This window comes from Marinobacter similis, assembly GCF_000830985.1.
GTDB lineage: Bacteria > Pseudomonadota > Gammaproteobacteria > Pseudomonadales > Oleiphilaceae > Marinobacter > Marinobacter similis.
In genome coordinates, this window is record NZ_CP007151.1 from 883,400 (window position 1) to 898,929 (window position 15,530).

Consider the following 15,530-nt stretch of genomic DNA (forward strand, 5'->3'; position numbering starts at 1 on the left):
AGGAGGACCAGTATGGCTGAAGTAACGGTAAAACAACTGGCCGAAGACGTAGGCGCTCCCGTGGATCGTTTGCTGAAGCAGATCGTTGAATCGGGCCTGAAAGCCCGTTCCGAGAACGACTCTGTGTCCAGCGATGAGAAGCAGCAGTTGCTGGCCTATTTGAGAAAGACTCACGGTGAAGCGGATTCTGAACCCCGCAAGATCACCCTTAAGCGCAAAACCACGACCACGCTGAAGGCAGGTAAAGCCAAGACGGTGAACGTGGAAGTTCGCAAGCGCCGCACTTACATCAAGCGTGCGGAAACTCAGCCGGAGGCAGATGTTGCGAAGGCTGAAGGTGTTGAGGAAGAGGCCAAGCAGGCAGCGCCAGCGGTTGAGGAAGCTCCGCAGGTAGCGGCTGAGGCGGCACCGAAGGTCGAGGCGGAAGCGCCTGCGGAACCTAAGGCGGAGCCAGCTCCGGAACAGCCGGTTGCCGAAGACAAGCCCAAGAAGGTCGAGGAGCCGGCACCGGTTCCTGCGCCGGAAGACATTCCGATTCCTCCGCCGGAAGGTGAAGGAAAAGACCGCAAGCCGAAGAAAAAGAAAGCTCGCGAGCGCGGCGAAGAAGTTGAAGAAGGCAAGCCGAAGAAGAAATCGGCGGGCCATCGTGGTCCACGCAGCCGCCCGGTGGATGAGCCTCTGGTGATTTCCGAGGACGAAGAAGATACCACCCTGCGCAAGCCGCTGCGTGCGAAAAAGAAACCCAAAGAGAAGCGTCATGCTTTCGAGAGGCCGACCAAACCAATGGTCAGAGAAGTAGAGATTCCCGAAACGATTTCCGTGGGTGACCTTGCCCAGCGCATGGCCGTTAAGTCGGCCGATGTGATCAAGACACTGATGGGCATGGGCGTAATGGCCACCATCAACCAGGCACTGGACCAAGAAACTGCAGTGCTGGTAACTGAAGAGCTGGGCCATAAGGCCAAGACCGTCAGCGACGACGCCTTTGAAGAAGAAGTTCTGAGCGAATTCTCCGTTGAAGGCGGCGAGAAGACCAAGCGTGCACCGGTGGTGAGCGTGATGGGTCACGTTGACCATGGTAAGACGTCACTGCTGGACTACATCCGTCGCACCAAGGTTGCCTCCGGCGAGTCCGGTGGTATTACCCAGCACATTGGTGCGTACCACGTTGAGACCGATCACGGCATGGTGTCCTTCCTGGATACCCCGGGCCACGCCGCGTTTACCGCGATGCGTGCTCGCGGTGCCCAGTGCACCGACATCGTTATCCTGGTGGTAGCATCGGATGACGGCGTTATGCCGCAGACCAAGGAAGCGGTCCAGCACGCCCGTTCTGCCGGTGTTCCTCTGGTTGTTGCCATCAACAAGATGGACAAGGAAGGCGCGGATCCGGACCGGATCAAGAGTGAGCTGGCAGCCCTGGAAGTGGTTCCGGAAGATTGGGGCGGCGACGTTCAGTTCGTACCGGTGTCTGCCCATACGGGTGAAGGCATTGAAGCCCTGCTGGAAGCGGTCCTGTTGCAGTCCGAGATCCTCGAACTGGAAGCTGCTACCGATGCGCCTGCCAAGGGTGTAGTGTTGAATCCAGCCTCGAGCGTGGCCGTGGTTCCGTGGCAACGGTTCTGGTTCAGAACGGTACCCTGCGTCAGGGTGACATGGTTGTTGCCGGTTCTTACTTCGGTAAGGTCCGCGCCATGACTGACGAAGCAGGCAAGCAGGCTAAAGAAGCCGGCCCGTCGATTCCAGTCGAGATCCTGGGTCTGAACGGTACACCGGATGCCGGCGATGAGTTCTTCGCCGTAGCCGATGAGAAGAAGGCCAAAGAACTGGCCGAATTCCGTCAGTCCCGTGAGCGTGAGCAGCGTCTTCAGCGTCAGCAGGCTGCCAAGCTTGAGAACCTGTTCGAGAACATGGGCAAGGACGAGGTCAAAACCCTCAACGTTGTGCTCAAGACCGATGTTCGTGGTTCCCTGGAAGCCATCACCAAGGCGCTTCAGGATCTGGGCAACGACGAAGTACAGGTCAAGATCGTGTCCTCTGGCGTCGGCGGCATTGCCGAAACCGACATCAGCCTGGCCATGGCGACCAACGCGGTCATCTTCGGCTTCAACGTTCGTGCGGACTCCGCGTCCAAGCGTCTGGTTGAGCAGGAAGGTCTGGATCTGCGCTACTACAGCATCATCTACAACCTGATCGATGACGTGAAAGCAGCCCTGACCGGAATGCTGGCACCGGAATTCCGCGAAGACATTGTTGGTATTGCCGATGTGCGCGACGTGTTCCGTTCGCCGAAGTTTGGCCAGGTGGCTGGTTGCATGGTTACCGAAGGCAACGTGTACCGGAACAAGCCGATCCGCGTCCTGCGGGACAACGTTGTTATCTTTGAAGGCGAGCTGGAATCCCTGCGTCGCTTCAAGGACGACGTGCCTGAGGTTCGTAACGGCATGGAATGTGGTATCGGTGTTAAGGGCTACGACGTGAAGGTCGGTGACCAGATCGAAGTGTTCGACCGCGTACGGGTTGAGCGTAAGCTCGAATCCACGGGGGCCTAATGCCTAGAGAGTTCAGTCGTATTGATCGCATCGGCGATCAGATGCAGCGTGAACTGGCGCAGCTGATCCAGCGGGAGGTCAAAGACCCGCGGATTGGCCTGGTCACGGTTAACGCTGTCAAGGTAAGCCGTGATCTCGGTTACGCTGACGTTTACGTATCTTTGTTGTCCACGGAGGAGCTCGATCAGGAGTCCCCCGAAGTGAAAGAGTCGCTTGCGGTGCTGACCAAGGCCTCCGGGTTCTTGCGCAGTCAGGTCGGGCGCGCCATGAAGCTGCGGGTGATACCTCAGCTTCGCTTCCACTTCGATACCCTCCAGGGCTACAGCCGCAAAATGGACAGTCTCATCAAAGAGGCCGTGGGCGATAAGCCAGCGGTCAGCCGTGATGACGACGACAGTCAGGAAGAGCCGGAGCAAAACGTTTGAGCCGCAGACGCAAAGGTCGTGACGTAAACGGAATTCTGGTGATTGATAAGCCGCAGGGTGTCACCTCCAATGGCATCCTGCAGCAGGTGAAACGCCTGTATGGTGCGGCTAAGGCCGGCCATACTGGCGCACTGGATCCCTTGGCCACGGGCGTGTTGCCGTTGTGCTTTGGTGAAGCCACCAAGTTTTCCCAGATGATGCTGGACAGTGACAAGGCCTACATCGCCACTGCCAAGCTGGGCATCCGGACTGAAACCGGAGACAGCGAAGGTGCCGTGGTCGAAGAGAAGCCAGTACCGTCAGAGCTGTCAGCAACGTACCTGGAATCGGTGTTTGACGATTTTCGGGGCGACATCCAGCAAGTTCCCTCCATGTATTCCGCCCTCAAGCACAAGGGGCGTCCTCTATACGAATACGCCCGCGAAGGCATTGAGATTGAGCGCCCCTCCAGGCCGGTCACTATTTATGAGCTGACCTTGCTGGACGTGCGTGAGGACGAGCTTGATATCGCCGTTAGTTGCACCAAGGGTACGTACATTCGCTCACTCGTTGAAGACATCGGTGAGGCTCTTGGCTGTGGTGCCCATGTGTCGGCATTGCGCCGCACCATGGCTTCCGGATTTACCCTGGCGGATGCTCAGGAAGTCCCGGAAATGGAGGCCATGCGCGAGCGTGACGAAAGCCTGGACGGCCTGCTGGTAGCGCCGGATGCCGCGCTGTCGATGTTCCCCGAGGTGAAGTTGTCGGGGCCGTCGCTGGTGTCGATATTGAATGGACAACCGGTTAGAATAACCGGCCAATCCCTCGAAGGGTTCGTGCGCGTTTATGGCAACGAAGGCTTCGTAGGATTGGCAGAAGCAACACCGGAAGGTGATGGGATCAAGTTGGTCCCGCGCCGTTTGGTGAAGACCAGCGACCAACGCTAAGCGTGGCGCTGATTAGCCGGGCTGTAGAGATGCGCGGTTCGGCCGTATTCGAGAGCATCGCAAAAAAAGAGGTGTAATATGGCACTTTCTGCCAGTGAGAAGTCACAGATCGTTAAGGATTTTCAGCAAGGTGAAGGCGATACCGGTTCTCCTGAAGTTCAGGTTGCACTGCTGAGCGCCAACATCAACAAGCTGCAGGATCACTTCAAGACCAACAAGCAGGATCACCATTCCCGCCGTGGTCTGATCCGGATGGTAAACCAGCGTCGTAAGCTGCTGGACTACCTGAAGCGCAAGAACGCTGACCGTTACCTGGAGCTGATCCAGCGCCTTGGTCTGCGTCGCTAATCCGGTCTTTTCGACCTGAAGGCTGCTCCGGCTTCGGCCAGAGCACGCCGGCAGCCGGTAGAACCTTACAAGGTTCTGCCGGTTGTGCTTTTCTCACCAAGTAAGACTGCAGTGGCTGTGTCAGTGAGTTCGACGGATACCCTGTCGTAATGGAAAGCCGAAATCGATAGCAGGTTGTTGAAAAGCCCGGGTGGGTCTACTTGAACACCCCTCGCTCTCCGGGGTTTTGCAACAGCCTGTTAGCTTTCAGACGGGTTGGCTTTCGGACCATGTGACTGACACCTGCAGACCAACGACCGCACGCATGGGCGTGTTGGTTGAATCTAGCTGAAATAGAGTGATCAGGAGTTTTTTGTGGATCTGAAACCTGTAAAGAAAACGTTTGAGCTGGGCGGCAAGACCGTCACTCTCGAAACCGGTCGTATTGCCCGTCAGGCTACCGGTTCAGTTCTGGTAACTATCGACGACGTATCCGTACTGGGTACCGTGGTAGGCGCCAAGGAACCGAAGCCGGGCCAGGGCTTTTTCCCGCTGACCGTTAACTACACTGAAAAAACCTACGCCGTTGGCAAGATCCCCGGTGGTTTCTTCAAGCGTGAAGGCCGTCCTTCAGAGAAGGAAACCCTGACCTCCCGCCTGATCGACCGTCCGATTCGTCCGCTGTTCCCGAATGGCTACATGAACGAAGTCCAGGTTGTGCTGACCGTTATGTCTGCCAACAAGTCTCAGGATCCGGACATTGCCGCGATGCTGGCTGCTTCTGCAGCTCTGTCGATTTCCGGTATTCCGTTCGACGGCCCGATTGGTGCATCCCGTGTTGCCTTCACCAATGAGCGTGGCTACTTCCTGAACCCGACCTATGAAGAGCTCGAAACCTCGCTGCTCGACATGGTTGTTGCCGGTACTGAAGACGCTGTGCTGATGGTTGAATCCGAAGCCAAAGGCCTGACCGAAGACCAGATGCTTGGTGGTGTTCTGTTTGCCCACCAGGAAATGCAGGTTGCGGTCAGCGCGATCAAGGAATTCGCTGCCGAGATTGGCAAGCCGCGTTGGGAGTGGACTCCGGAAGTAGAAAACACCGAGCTGCTGACCGCCATCAAGGGCGAATTCGCTGGCGCCATCGAAGAAGCGTACAGCATCCGTGACAAGATGGAGCGTTATGCTCGTCTGGGCGAGATCAAGACCTCTGCCGTTGAGAAGTTTGCCGGCGAAGAGGAAGGCCAGCCTTCCGGTGATGAGGTCAAGAAGTACTTCGGCAAGATCGAGAAGTCGGTTGTGCGTCAGCAGGTAATTGATGGCAAGCCGCGTATCGATGGCCGTGACAACAAGACCGTTCGTCCGATCGAAATCGAAGTAGGCGTGCTGCCTAGCACCCACGGTTCGGCTCTGTTCACCCGTGGTGAAACTCAGGCCATCGTAACCACTACCCTGGGCACCGCTCGTGACATGCAGATCATCGATGCCCTGCACGGTGAGCGTAAGGACCCGTTCCTGTTCCACTACAACTTCCCTCCGTACTCCGTTGGCGAAGCTGGTCGTATGGGCAGCCCGGGCCGTCGTGAAATCGGTCACGGTCGTCTGGCGAAGCGCGGTATTTCCGCGGTTATGCCGACCATCGAAGAGTTCCCGTACACCATCCGTGCGGTTTCCGAGATCACTGAATCCAACGGCTCCAGCTCTATGGCGTCGGTATGTGGTTCCAGCTTGGCCCTGATGGACGCGGGTGTTCCGCTGAAGGCGCCGGTTGCTGGTATCGCCATGGGTCTGGTCAAGGAAGGCGACAAGTTTGCAGTCCTGACTGACATCCTGGGTGACGAAGACCACCTGGGCGACATGGACTTCAAGGTTGCCGGTACCAAAGACGGTGTTACTGCCCTGCAGATGGACATCAAGATCAACGGTATCACCGACGAGATCATGGAGCTGGCCCTGGAGCAGGCACAAGAAGCACGTCTGCACATCCTGGGTGAGATGAACAAGGTAATTGCCGAGTCCCGTTCAGAGCTGTCTGCACGTGCACCGAGCATCACCACCGTCAAGATCAACCCGGACAAGATCCGTGACGTTATCGGTAAGGGCGGTGCTACCATCCGTTCTATCTGTGACGAAACCGGTGCGTCTATCGATCTGGACGACGACGGCAACGTGAAGATCTACGCTGATAACCAGGAAGCTGCCCAGGCGGCGGTTAACCGGGTCAAGGAGATCACCGCGGAAATCGAAGTTGGCGCGATCTATAAGGGTCGTGTTGAGCGCATCGTTGATTTCGGTGCCTTCGTTAACCTCCTGCCTGGAAAGGATGGTCTGGTGCACATTTCCCAGATCTCTGAGCGCCGTATCGAGAACGTGACTGACGAGCTGAGCGAAGGTCAGGAAGTTCTGGTTAAGGTTCTGGATGTAGATAACCGTGGTCGCGTTAAGCTGTCCATGAAGGAAGTTCAGGAAGGCGAGCAGCCGACTGACTTCTCTGCCTGATAGCTAAACGCTAGAAGGTCTCGAAAGACCCGCCTTTCCTTTGGATTGGCGGGTTTTTTGTTTTTTGGCGTATAGCGCTGGAGTCAGCGTCTATTGAAAGACCTTTTTCAAAACACGCTACGAGCCCCCGCAAGCGGGTCCGGCCAGCAATCACAGATTGCTGTCGTTCGGCTGTCGCATGAAGCTTCGCTTCATAAGCGCTCGGCCTCACCCATGTGGGCTTGTTTCGGGCCGTCCTTGGCCCTCAACAGTTTTGAAAAAGGTCTTCCAATAGCCGCTCGGAATTATCGAGTGGCTTCTGAGAGGAAATTCAAAAGGGATTTTTTGTAAGCCGGGATCACGAAAGTACTGGCGTGTGGGGTGTCGGTCTGTAGAAAAGTTTTTGGTTTCTCCGCTGCCGCGTACAGATCTTTGCCGTGGTGAAAGGGAATGATGCCATCGCGGACGCTGTGGATCACCATGACCGGTACGGGGCTGATGTCGTCGATGTAGTCGATGCCTTCGTATTCGGCCGGGATGGTCCAGCTAAGGGGGATCTGGAGGAGCCAGGTTAACCAGACGCTCCCCAGCTTTTCCCGGGCAATGCCGCGAAAACCTGAGAAAGTGCCATCCAGTATTACGCCATCGAGCCCAGGCTCCTCGCCACGCTTTACCCATTCGCCCGCCAAGGGTATGCCCAGTGCTCCGCCCAGACTCTGTCCCAACAGGAACACCGGGCCGTCTCTAACCTCCGGGTGGGAGCTAAGCCAGCGCATGCCAGTTTCTACATCGTGCAGGGCGCCTTCGATGTCCGGGGCGCCGGTGGAGCGGCCGTAGCCGCGGTAATCCAGGGTGAAGATGTTGTAGCCTTCGGCCGGCAGCCAGGCCACGTTGAAGATGTGGCTGCTGATGTTCTGGGCGTTGCCGTGGAGAAAATACACGGTGCCTTTGGCGGTCTCGGGGTCTTTGGCAGGCAGCCACCAGCCGTGCAGGGTTTCGCCGTCCGCGGTCTTCAGGTAGATGTCTTCGTACTCGAGGTTGAGTCGGTCCGGGGTTACGTAGGTCACGCTGTCGGGGAAGAAGAACACACCGCTGCACCCGGTTTGCAGGAAAACCGCACACAGCAATATCAAGGCTTTGCGCATGCTGCCAGCGCGCAGCGTGTTCAGAAGTAGGCGTGCAGTCCGGTTTGCCATGTGCTCTGGTACCTGTCGTAGTGGTCTTCCCGGGTGAATTCGGCGAACAGGCTGAAGGCGCGGCCAATATGCCAGTTGCCTTTAACGTAGACCTGATCTTGCCGGTGTTGATTGCTGACAATCCAGGCCTTGGTCTTGGCACCAGCGATAAAACTGAACCGGTTGTTCTGGTGCAGCAGGCCTATGTCGGCACCGGGTGCGGCGTCGTAGCCGCGGCGCAGGTCGTCGTCGATCTCCAGATCGGCGGTGGCGATGGCAAACGCCTGCAGGTCATTACCGAGCAGCCAGCTGCCACCAGCGCCGCCTTCCAAATACGGCGTCAGAACCCGTTTGGCGCCATTGTCGGTGCGACGGCCACCGAAGCTACCTGCCAGGACAAAGGCGAGAAGAACTGGTCTCTGGGGCTCAGAGAGCGGATCTCGACGCCGATCAACTGTTCCAGTTGCAGCTCGTCGTTGTCGGTGTAGTAACGGGCATCCAGCCGCAGGAACTGGAGTTGTGCACCCCGGCGGTACCCGGCGGGTGGATCCAGTACATCGTGGTAGGCCGGGCGCAGGGTCAGTTCGGTGAACTCCCGGTGTGCCTGTTGGCCGGCGCTGATGCTGGCGCGGAAGGTGTTATGGCCCTGGTCGTCCCTTATCTCAGGTTGCGGTGGCGTCCGGGGTGCCGGTGCTTCCTCGATATCGCTACGTGCCATTAGCAGGTTATGGGACAGGGGCGCGGCAAATTCCCGGGGCCAGCCGTCGGCTTCGCTCTGGTAGCGCACGTAGTCGTAGGTGGCATCCAGGACATGGGCCTGTTGTTTGGGTGCAAGCTGATGGATTTCTTGGGCCTCGGGGTCGACATACCCGTTGGCGATGGCGGCAGCGAGAGTTTGCTGCTCCTCCGGCAACGATTCCAGGCTGTAGGCCACGGAAGTAGCGGCTGAAGGCCGGTAGTAGACGTCGCTGACCAGGTCTTTGTCGACCACCCAGCGCACGGTGTCAGAGGGAATCGCGTGAGTGCTTACTTCGCCCAGGAGATTAGTACCCGGGCGCGCCACATCAATCAGGGCTAGCAGGCGATAGGCGCAGTTCTCGTCAAAGAAGTAGTAATCGAAATTGTGGTCGCGGATTTCCCAGGCGTGCGCGATCAGCAGATCAACTTCAGCCTGGGTCAGGTTGAGCCGGTATTCCCAAAGATCCCGGTGTTCGATATCCGAATACAGGCGAATTTTTTCGTAGTAAGGCTGCACGCTGGTAATGCCCGGATATCCGCCAAAGATCCCTTTGTAGGCAAACAGGATCTCGCTGTCGTGGGCGGCTGCGTCGGCCGCGTAGGAGATGGTGTTGGCCAGGAGCAGGTTGGTTTCGTCATCGTCCTGGGGCGGGTCCAGCCGCAGGAAAGTGTGCCCGAACATGGAGGAGGGGCTGTTCAGGTAAGACGCCGCGAACACCAGGGTTACCGTTTCGGTGTTCAGGGTCTCGGTCCATTCATCGTACGCAGGGCAGTCTGCCGCCTGCAATGAGAGATCCAGCTGTCCCTCAAGCCAGGCTGTGCGGGCCGGGAATCGGCATTGGGCGTGACCATCGCCGCCGCCGGGTTGCTGGATAGCCGATAAAGTTGCTTCCAGCTCTCGTTCGGGCGCGTGTTTGCCCTGTTCACTGAGGAAGAAATTCGGGTCGTCAGCCTGGCTGGTAAAGCCGCCGCCGAGGGTGTCCTCCTGGTAGTGCATCAGAGTCAGCCAGGCCGGATCCAGATGAAGTTTTTGAGTGGTCGGCGGAGTGTCTGCCAGGGCAGGTGCCGAGAGGGCTAGCCAGCACAGTGCTGGCCCGAGGCGAAGTGATTGGCCCATGGATGATGTAGTCGTCCGGATTTGAAAGCGAGTGCAGCAGGATGGCGCGCCGTCCTTGGCGCAGGAGCATCCTTGTACGGCGCGGTATTATGCGGCCACGTACTTGCTCAGAGATTGGTTTTGCTCCAGCAGGGCGACAATAGCATCGACTGCCTCACCTGAAGTGGTTTCGGAACTTGGGAAGATAGTTGCGAAGTTGTCCTGCAGTACCTTGCGGAAGGTATCGCGGTCAGCCGCGTCAACGCCCAGAAGAACAGCCAGGGTATCCAGGTTCTCTCCGCTGCCACGGGACATATCACGGGCAACCTTGTCGATGTTGCTGTCCATGTACAGAGCCATGGATTGAACAGACTCGTTGGTCTGGCAGCCCAGGGTACCGGTAGTCATACCGAATGTCTGGTTACCGAAAGTGCCATTGGTAGTGGCGGCCAAAACGTGGGGGGCAATACCGGACTGTCCTTTCCAGATCATGGCACCAACACCACAGCCAGGCTGTGCGAAAGCCATGGAGGAAGCACCCAGAAGAATTGCACCTGCGATCAGTTTTTTCATTATCCACTCCTTTATGTGGTTTTTTCTGTCGTCGCATACCGCGTCACCCAGTGATGGGCGATATTGCGGGAACGGCCCTGACTGGTTTGTTTGGAGACAGGATAACCGTTCGATTGAGTATAGTGCATATCCTCAAGACGCCAACTGCGTCTTGGGTGAGTATCTGATTTTCGGCAACATTTCCCGCCCTGACTGCACTTTTTTGGCCTGAGTAACCAAAAAACCGGCGCATAAGGCATGCGCCGGTTTTGATTGCCCAGGTAAAAAGGCTCTGGCTGCGATCAGCCGCCCAGATAGGCGTTCTGAACTTCCGGATTGGCCAGCAGGTTCTTGCCGGTATCCTGCAGCCGGATCTTGCCGGTTTCCAGCACGTAGCCGCGGTCCGCCAGGTTCAGGGCCTGATGGGCATTCTGCTCAACCAGGAACACGGTAATGCCCTCGTCACGCAGGTGGCCGATGATCTCGAAGATTTGTTTGATCACCAGTGGCGCCAACCCGAGGGACGGCTCATCGAGAATGATCATGTTCGGCTTGCTCATCAGGGCGCGGCCGATGGCCAGCATTTGCTGTTCACCACCGGACATGGTGCCGGCCCGCTGGTGTTCGCGCTCTTTCAGGCGTGGGAACAGCTCATAGGCGTGGTCCTGGCTCTTGCGAATCTCGGCCTTGGTGTTGAAGAACCCGCCCATGTGCAGATTCTCTTCCACGGTCAGGCCAGAGAAAATTCTCCGACCTTCCGGAACGATGGCGATGCCGGAACGCATGATGTTGGCAGTTGGATCGCGGGTAATGTCGCGGCCGTTCAGAATAATCCGGCCCGAGCTGGCCTGCGGGTTGCCGCACACGGTCATCAGCAGGGTGGTCTTGCCAGCGCCATTGGCGCCGATCAGGGACACAATCTCGCCTTTTTTGACCTCGACAGAGACGCCATGCAGCGCCTCAATCTTGCCGTAGTGGGTATGGACATCTTCTAGTACAAGCATGGTTCTTCCTCAGGCCTCGCCCAGGTAGGCTTTGATCACGTCGTCGTTCTCGCGGATTTCTTCCGGCGTACCACTGGCCAGGGGGCGACCCTGGTTGATCACGTTGATACGGTCGGAGATGTCCATCACCAGGCTCATGTCGTGCTCAATCAGCACCACGGAAACGCAGTAGTCCTCTTTCAGACTGACGATCAGCTGATTGAGGTCTTTGGTTTCCGCGGGGTTCAGACCCGCCGCCGGCTCGTCGAGCATCAGCAGCTTGGGTTCAGTGACCATGCAGCGGGCGATTTCCAGGCGCCGTTGCTGGCCGTAGGCCAGGTTGCCCGCTTCCCGGTTGGCGAGATGCATCAGGCCAACCCGGTCCAGCCAGTAGGCGGCCCGGTCCAGGGACTTCTGTTCCCGTTCCCGGTAGTTGGGCGTCTTCAGCAGACCGGCCACCAGGTTGGTGTTCAGGTGCCGGTGCTGGGCGACCAGCAGGTTCTCGACCACGGTCATCTGGTTGAACAGACGCACGTGCTGAAAGGTTCTCACCATGCCCAGGCGCGAGATCTTGTAATCCGGCTTGCCCTGAACTTCCTGACCCTCAAAAAGGATCTGGCCGCCGGTGGGCTGGTAGAAACCACTCATGCAGTTGAACACGGTGGTTTTGCCAGCGCCGTTCGGGCCGATGATCGAGACAATTTCCCGTTCTTGTACGTCCAGAGACACCTGATCCACGGCCAGCAGGCCGCCAAAGCGCATGGACAGATTCTTTACTTCAAGCATCGTCCATCACTCCTGTTTTTTCAGTTCAATATGAATACGGCGCATCGGCATGAGGCCCTGGGGGCGCCAAACCATCATCAGCACCATGGCGGCACCAAAGATCAGCATGCGGTATTCAGAGAATTCACGGGCCAGCTCCGGCAGGATAGTGACCGCGATGGCAGCCAGAACCACGCCAATCTGAGAGCCCATACCGCCCAACACCACGATGGCGAGGATGATGGCGGATTCCAGGAAGACGAACGATTCCGGGCTGATAAAGCCCTGCTTGGAGGCAAACACGGTGCCGGCAAAGCCGGCGAAGAAGGCGCCAATGGTGAATGCTGACAGCTTGACTGCGGTACGGCTCAGGCCAAGGGAGCGCGCTGCGATTTCGTCTTCACGCAGTGCTTCCCAGGCGCGACCCACCGGCATGCGCATGAAGCGGCGGATAACCAGCGCGGTAAACACCGCCAGTACCAGGGCAATCAGGTACAGGAAGATGACCTTGTGCTCGCCGCTGTAGCGATGCCAAAGGTTTCGTGGAACGAGGTGTTGCCTTCTTCCTTCACGCGCCGGCCAAACTCCATGCCGAACAGGGTCGGGTCGGGAATGCCGCCGATGCCATTCGGGCCACCGGTGAGGTTGGTCCAGTTGTTGAGCAGTATTCGGATGATCTCACCGAAGCCCAGGGTCACGATGGCCAGGTAGTCCCCGCGTAATCGCAACACCGGAAAACCCAGCACCAGACCGAAGGTGGCAGCCAGCAGGGCACCGATCGGCAGGGCGACCCAGAAGGAGACGCCAGGTACTGGGATAGCAATGCGAAGGTGTACGCACCCACGGCATAGAAGGCGACATAACCCAGGTCGAGCAGGCCGGCAAGGCCAACCACCACGTTCAGGCCGAGCGCCAGCATGATGTAGATCAGTACCAGCGTGGCCAGGTCTACCGCGCCACGGGACATGAAGAATGGCCAGAACAGCGCCAGTACCACAATGCCGGTCAGCACCCAGGATTCGATCTTGGCGCGCCGGTTCTCGGCCATCGGTTCCTTGGGCTTGCCCGCGGTCAGGCTTCTGAGGTCGCCAACCCGGCCCATGATCTGGTCGCGGAACAGCTGGAACAGGAACACCACGACCGCAGCGAGCAGTACGCCGAGGATGGTTGTGGTATCAGCCCCAGTGATGGCGATGTTGATGCCCTGGGCCTCAAGGTTGAAACCGAGGATCGGGTAGGAAATGAGTAGGGTAATGAACGCGCAGAACAGTGCGTGTTTAAAGTTATGAGCAGCCATCAGATCTTCTCAACCTCCGGTTTGCCGAGCAGGCCGGTGGGTTTGAACAGCAGAATGAGGATCAGCAGGCCAAAGGAGACCACGTCCTTGTATTCGCCACTAAGGTAGCCGGAGGTCATGCTTTCGGACACGCCCAGAATCAGCCCGCCCAACATCGCGCCAGGAATACTGCCGATACCGCCGAGTACCGCTGCGGTGAATGCCTTGAGGCCGGCAATGAAGCCGAACAGAGGGTCAACCGAACCGTAATACATACCCAGCAAGAGGCCGGCAACGGCGGCCAGCGCAGCGCCGATCACAAACGTGGCGGAGATGATCCGGTTGGTGTCGATGCCTAGCAGGTTGGCCATGCCCAAGTCCTGTGACACTGCGCGGCAGGCGCGGCCGGTGCGGGAGCGGGCAATGAACAGCGACAGGGCAGTCATGCAGACCAGCGTGGTGATAAAGATGGTGATTTGCATGTAAGACAGCGACATCTGGAAGGCGCCGTCTGAGCCGAAGGTGAAGCCACCTTCAATCAGTGCCGGGAAACCGATGTTGCGCGAGCCCTGGGCCAGGTGCACATAGTTCTGCAGGAAGATCGACATGCCGATGGCGGAGATCAGCGGAATCAGTCGATGGCGTCCGCGTACCGGTCGGTAGGCTACCCGTTCCACCGCCCAGCCCATGGAACTGGACACGATCATGGCGCAGACCAGGGCAACGATTAGAATCAGGGGGAGCCAGACAACGCCGAGGGAGGCGAGGCCGGTAATGGCGATCAGCGCGGTGTAGGCACCGATCATATAGATTTCACCATGGGCAAAGTTGATCATGCCGATGATGCCGTAAACCATCGTGTAACCGATGGCGATCAGGGCATAGGTGCTCCCGATCGTCAGCCCGTTGATGAGCTGTTGCGAGAAATAAAGGAGGTCTTGCATGATTGGAAAACTCCGAAAGCCTGCCCCCTCCGCTTCCGCACGCCGAACTCGGGATAACCGAACCGAGAGTGGGGGAGGTTCAACAGGAGCCTAGAAAAACACCTTCTCCCGGATCGCGGTGAGAAGGTGCTCTCAAAATTACCGTTTGTTAACGATTTGGCTTAGTTTACCGGAGTTTTGCTTCCATCTGAATGCCATTCGTACACAACAAACTCGAACGATTTCATATCGCCGGCTTTGTCGTATTCAACGGTGCCGATCGGAGTCTCATAGGCGCCGCCGCGCAGGGCTGCCGCTACGTCGAACGGATCAGTAGATTCCGCCTTCGTGATGCCGTCGGCAATCAGCTGGACAGCCGCGTAGGAGGTCAGTACGAACGGGCCGGAAGGATCTTCGCCCTTGCCTTCGAATGCTTTAACCAGTTCCTGGTTCTCAGCTTTCTGGTCGAAGCTCGGTGGCAGGGTTACCAGCAGGCCTTCGGCCGCTTCGCCAGCAATGGTGTTGATGTCTTTGTTACCAACGCCTTCAGGACCCATGAATACGGCATCCAGGTCACCCTGGCGCGCCTGGCGCAGGATAAGACCCAGTTCCGGGTGATAACCACCGTAGTAAACGTAGTCCACGTCAGCCTGCTTCAGCTTGGTGACCAGCGAGGAGAAGTCCTTGTCGCCAGCGGTGATGCCTTCGAACATGGCGATTTCAACGCCCTTGTCCTTCAGGGTGTCACGCACGGCGGTGGCGATGCCTTCACCGTACTGCTGCTTGTCGTGAACAATCGCAACGCGCTCAGGGTTCAGGCTGGCAATGTAGTTGCCGGCAACCGGCCCCTGCATGCTGTCCAGACCGATGGTGCGGAATACCAGTTCATAGCCACGCTCGGTGATTTCCGGGCTGGTGGAAGCCGGGGTAACCATCAGGATACCTTCGTCTTCGTAGATGTCAGACGCGGGCTGGGTAGAGCTGGAGCACAGGTGACCAACCACAAAGCGAACGCCGTCGTTCACCAGGTTGTTGGCAACGGTTACGGCCTGTTTGGGGTCACACACGTCGTCGTATTCCACGCCAACGAGTTCTTCACCCATCACACCGCCATTGGCGTTGATCTGCTGGATGGCCATTCGGGCACCGGAAAACTGCATGTCACCGTACTGGGCAACAGGGCCAGTCATAGGGCCGGCGATGCCGATCTGGATTTCGGCGGCGGCGTGGCCGGCGCCCATCAGTGCAATAGAAGTGCTAACAGCGGTTGCGAGTTTTTTTACTGAGGTTCTCATTAGGTCTGTCCTGTTTGGTTCA

12 protein-coding genes and 2 pseudogenes are annotated in these 15,530 nt (G+C 57.9%); 5 read left to right on the forward strand and 9 right to left on the reverse strand.

Annotated elements, in window-relative coordinates; translation table 11 throughout:
- The first annotated feature begins 12 nt into the window (after positions 1-12).
- The 5 genes and pseudogenes from infB (at position 13) to pnp (ending at position 6,726) form a co-directional block, all read left to right on the forward strand.
- Positions 13-2,552 (forward strand): annotated as a pseudogene (gene infB, locus AU14_RS04015) (translation initiation factor IF-2).
- On the forward strand, positions 2,552-2,977 hold the full coding sequence (gene rbfA / locus AU14_RS04020; protein ID WP_041339116.1) for a 30S ribosome-binding factor RbfA: 426 nt from the start codon (positions 2,552-2,554) through the stop codon (positions 2,975-2,977). Before infB ends, rbfA begins: the two are co-directional and overlap by 1 nt.
- The gene (gene truB / locus AU14_RS04025; protein ID WP_041339120.1) at positions 2,974-3,903 is read left to right on the forward strand and encodes a tRNA pseudouridine(55) synthase TruB; all 930 of its coding nucleotides are present in this window, start codon (positions 2,974-2,976) and stop codon (positions 3,901-3,903) included. The genes rbfA and truB overlap by 4 nt, the downstream gene beginning before the upstream one ends.
- A 78-nt stretch (positions 3,904-3,981) precedes the next feature.
- Positions 3,982-4,251 carry a 30S ribosomal protein S15 gene (gene rpsO, locus AU14_RS04030; protein WP_041339122.1) on the forward strand — a complete coding sequence of 90 codons (270 nt, stop codon included), beginning with the start codon at positions 3,982-3,984 and terminating at the stop codon, positions 4,249-4,251.
- Positions 4,252-4,611: 360 nt separating this feature from the next.
- Complete coding sequence (pnp, locus tag AU14_RS04035; RefSeq protein WP_179944719.1) at positions 4,612-6,726, forward strand: polyribonucleotide nucleotidyltransferase; 2,115 nt, start codon at positions 4,612-4,614, stop codon at positions 6,724-6,726.
- Between the two features lie 284 nt (positions 6,727-7,010).
- Here the strand turns inward: pnp and AU14_RS04040 are convergent, their stop codons facing one another.
- The 9 genes and pseudogenes from AU14_RS04040 to AU14_RS04075 all read right to left on the reverse strand — a co-directional run bounded on the left by AU14_RS04040 (position 7,011) and on the right by AU14_RS04075 (position 15,508).
- Positions 7,011-7,901, reverse strand: a complete 891-nt coding sequence (locus AU14_RS04040) for an alpha/beta hydrolase (protein ID WP_041339127.1) — start codon at positions 7,899-7,901, stop codon at positions 7,011-7,013.
- Positions 7,871-8,212 (reverse strand): DUF7840 domain-containing protein, encoded by a 342-nt coding sequence (locus AU14_RS24025; protein ID WP_456237737.1) that lies wholly within the window; start codon positions 8,210-8,212, stop codon positions 7,871-7,873. The genes AU14_RS04040 and AU14_RS24025 overlap by 31 nt, the downstream gene beginning before the upstream one ends.
- An 8-nt stretch (positions 8,213-8,220) precedes the next feature.
- Positions 8,221-9,735 (reverse strand): Lnb N-terminal periplasmic domain-containing protein, encoded by a 1,515-nt coding sequence (locus AU14_RS04045; protein WP_456237738.1) that lies wholly within the window; start codon positions 9,733-9,735, stop codon positions 8,221-8,223.
- Positions 9,736-9,822: 87 nt separating this feature from the next.
- Positions 9,823-10,287 (reverse strand): DUF3015 domain-containing protein, encoded by a 465-nt coding sequence (locus tag AU14_RS04050; RefSeq protein WP_041339129.1) that lies wholly within the window; start codon positions 10,285-10,287, stop codon positions 9,823-9,825.
- Between the two features lie 281 nt (positions 10,288-10,568).
- Positions 10,569-11,270 (reverse strand): ABC transporter ATP-binding protein, encoded by a 702-nt coding sequence (locus AU14_RS04055; RefSeq protein ID WP_041339131.1) that lies wholly within the window; start codon positions 11,268-11,270, stop codon positions 10,569-10,571.
- 9 nt (positions 11,271-11,279) lie between these two features.
- Positions 11,280-12,035, reverse strand: a complete 756-nt coding sequence (gene livG / locus AU14_RS04060; RefSeq protein ID WP_041339134.1) for a high-affinity branched-chain amino acid ABC transporter ATP-binding protein LivG — start codon at positions 12,033-12,035, stop codon at positions 11,280-11,282.
- 6 nt (positions 12,036-12,041) lie between these two features.
- Positions 12,042-13,311: pseudogene (locus tag AU14_RS04065) on the reverse strand (high-affinity branched-chain amino acid ABC transporter permease LivM).
- Positions 13,311-14,234 carry a high-affinity branched-chain amino acid ABC transporter permease LivH gene (livH, locus tag AU14_RS04070; protein ID WP_041339138.1) on the reverse strand — a complete coding sequence of 308 codons (924 nt, stop codon included), beginning with the start codon at positions 14,232-14,234 and terminating at the stop codon, positions 13,311-13,313. The pseudogene AU14_RS04065 and the gene livH overlap by 1 nt, the downstream one beginning before the upstream one ends.
- A gap of 161 nt (positions 14,235-14,395) precedes the next feature.
- Entirely contained in the window at positions 14,396-15,508 is a 1,113-nt protein-coding gene (locus AU14_RS04075; protein WP_041339141.1) for a branched-chain amino acid ABC transporter substrate-binding protein, read from the reverse strand.
- Positions 15,509-15,530 lie beyond the last annotated feature (22 nt).

Coding starts and splice junctions, on each gene's coding strand:
- rbfA (WP_041339116.1), top strand. CDS start 2,552: ATGCCTAGAGAGTTCAGTCGTATTGATCGCATCGGCGATCAGATGCAG.
- rpsO (WP_041339122.1), top strand. CDS start 3,982: ATGGCACTTTCTGCCAGTGAGAAGTCACAGATCGTTAAGGATTTTCAG.
- AU14_RS04040 (WP_041339127.1), bottom strand. CDS start 7,901: ATGGCAAACCGGACTGCACGCCTACTTCTGAACACGCTGCGCGCTGGC.
- AU14_RS04045 (WP_456237738.1), bottom strand. CDS start 9,735: ATGGGCCAATCACTTCGCCTCGGGCCAGCACTGTGCTGGCTAGCCCTC.
- AU14_RS04050 (WP_041339129.1), bottom strand. CDS start 10,287: ATGAAAAAACTGATCGCAGGTGCAATTCTTCTGGGTGCTTCCTCCATG.
- AU14_RS04055 (WP_041339131.1), bottom strand. CDS start 11,270: ATGCTTGTACTAGAAGATGTCCATACCCACTACGGCAAGATTGAGGCG.
- livG (WP_041339134.1), bottom strand. CDS start 12,035: ATGCTTGAAGTAAAGAATCTGTCCATGCGCTTTGGCGGCCTGCTGGCC.
- livH (WP_041339138.1), bottom strand. CDS start 14,234: ATGCAAGACCTCCTTTATTTCTCGCAACAGCTCATCAACGGGCTGACG.
- AU14_RS04075 (WP_041339141.1), bottom strand. CDS start 15,508: ATGAGAACCTCAGTAAAAAAACTCGCAACCGCTGTTAGCACTTCTATT.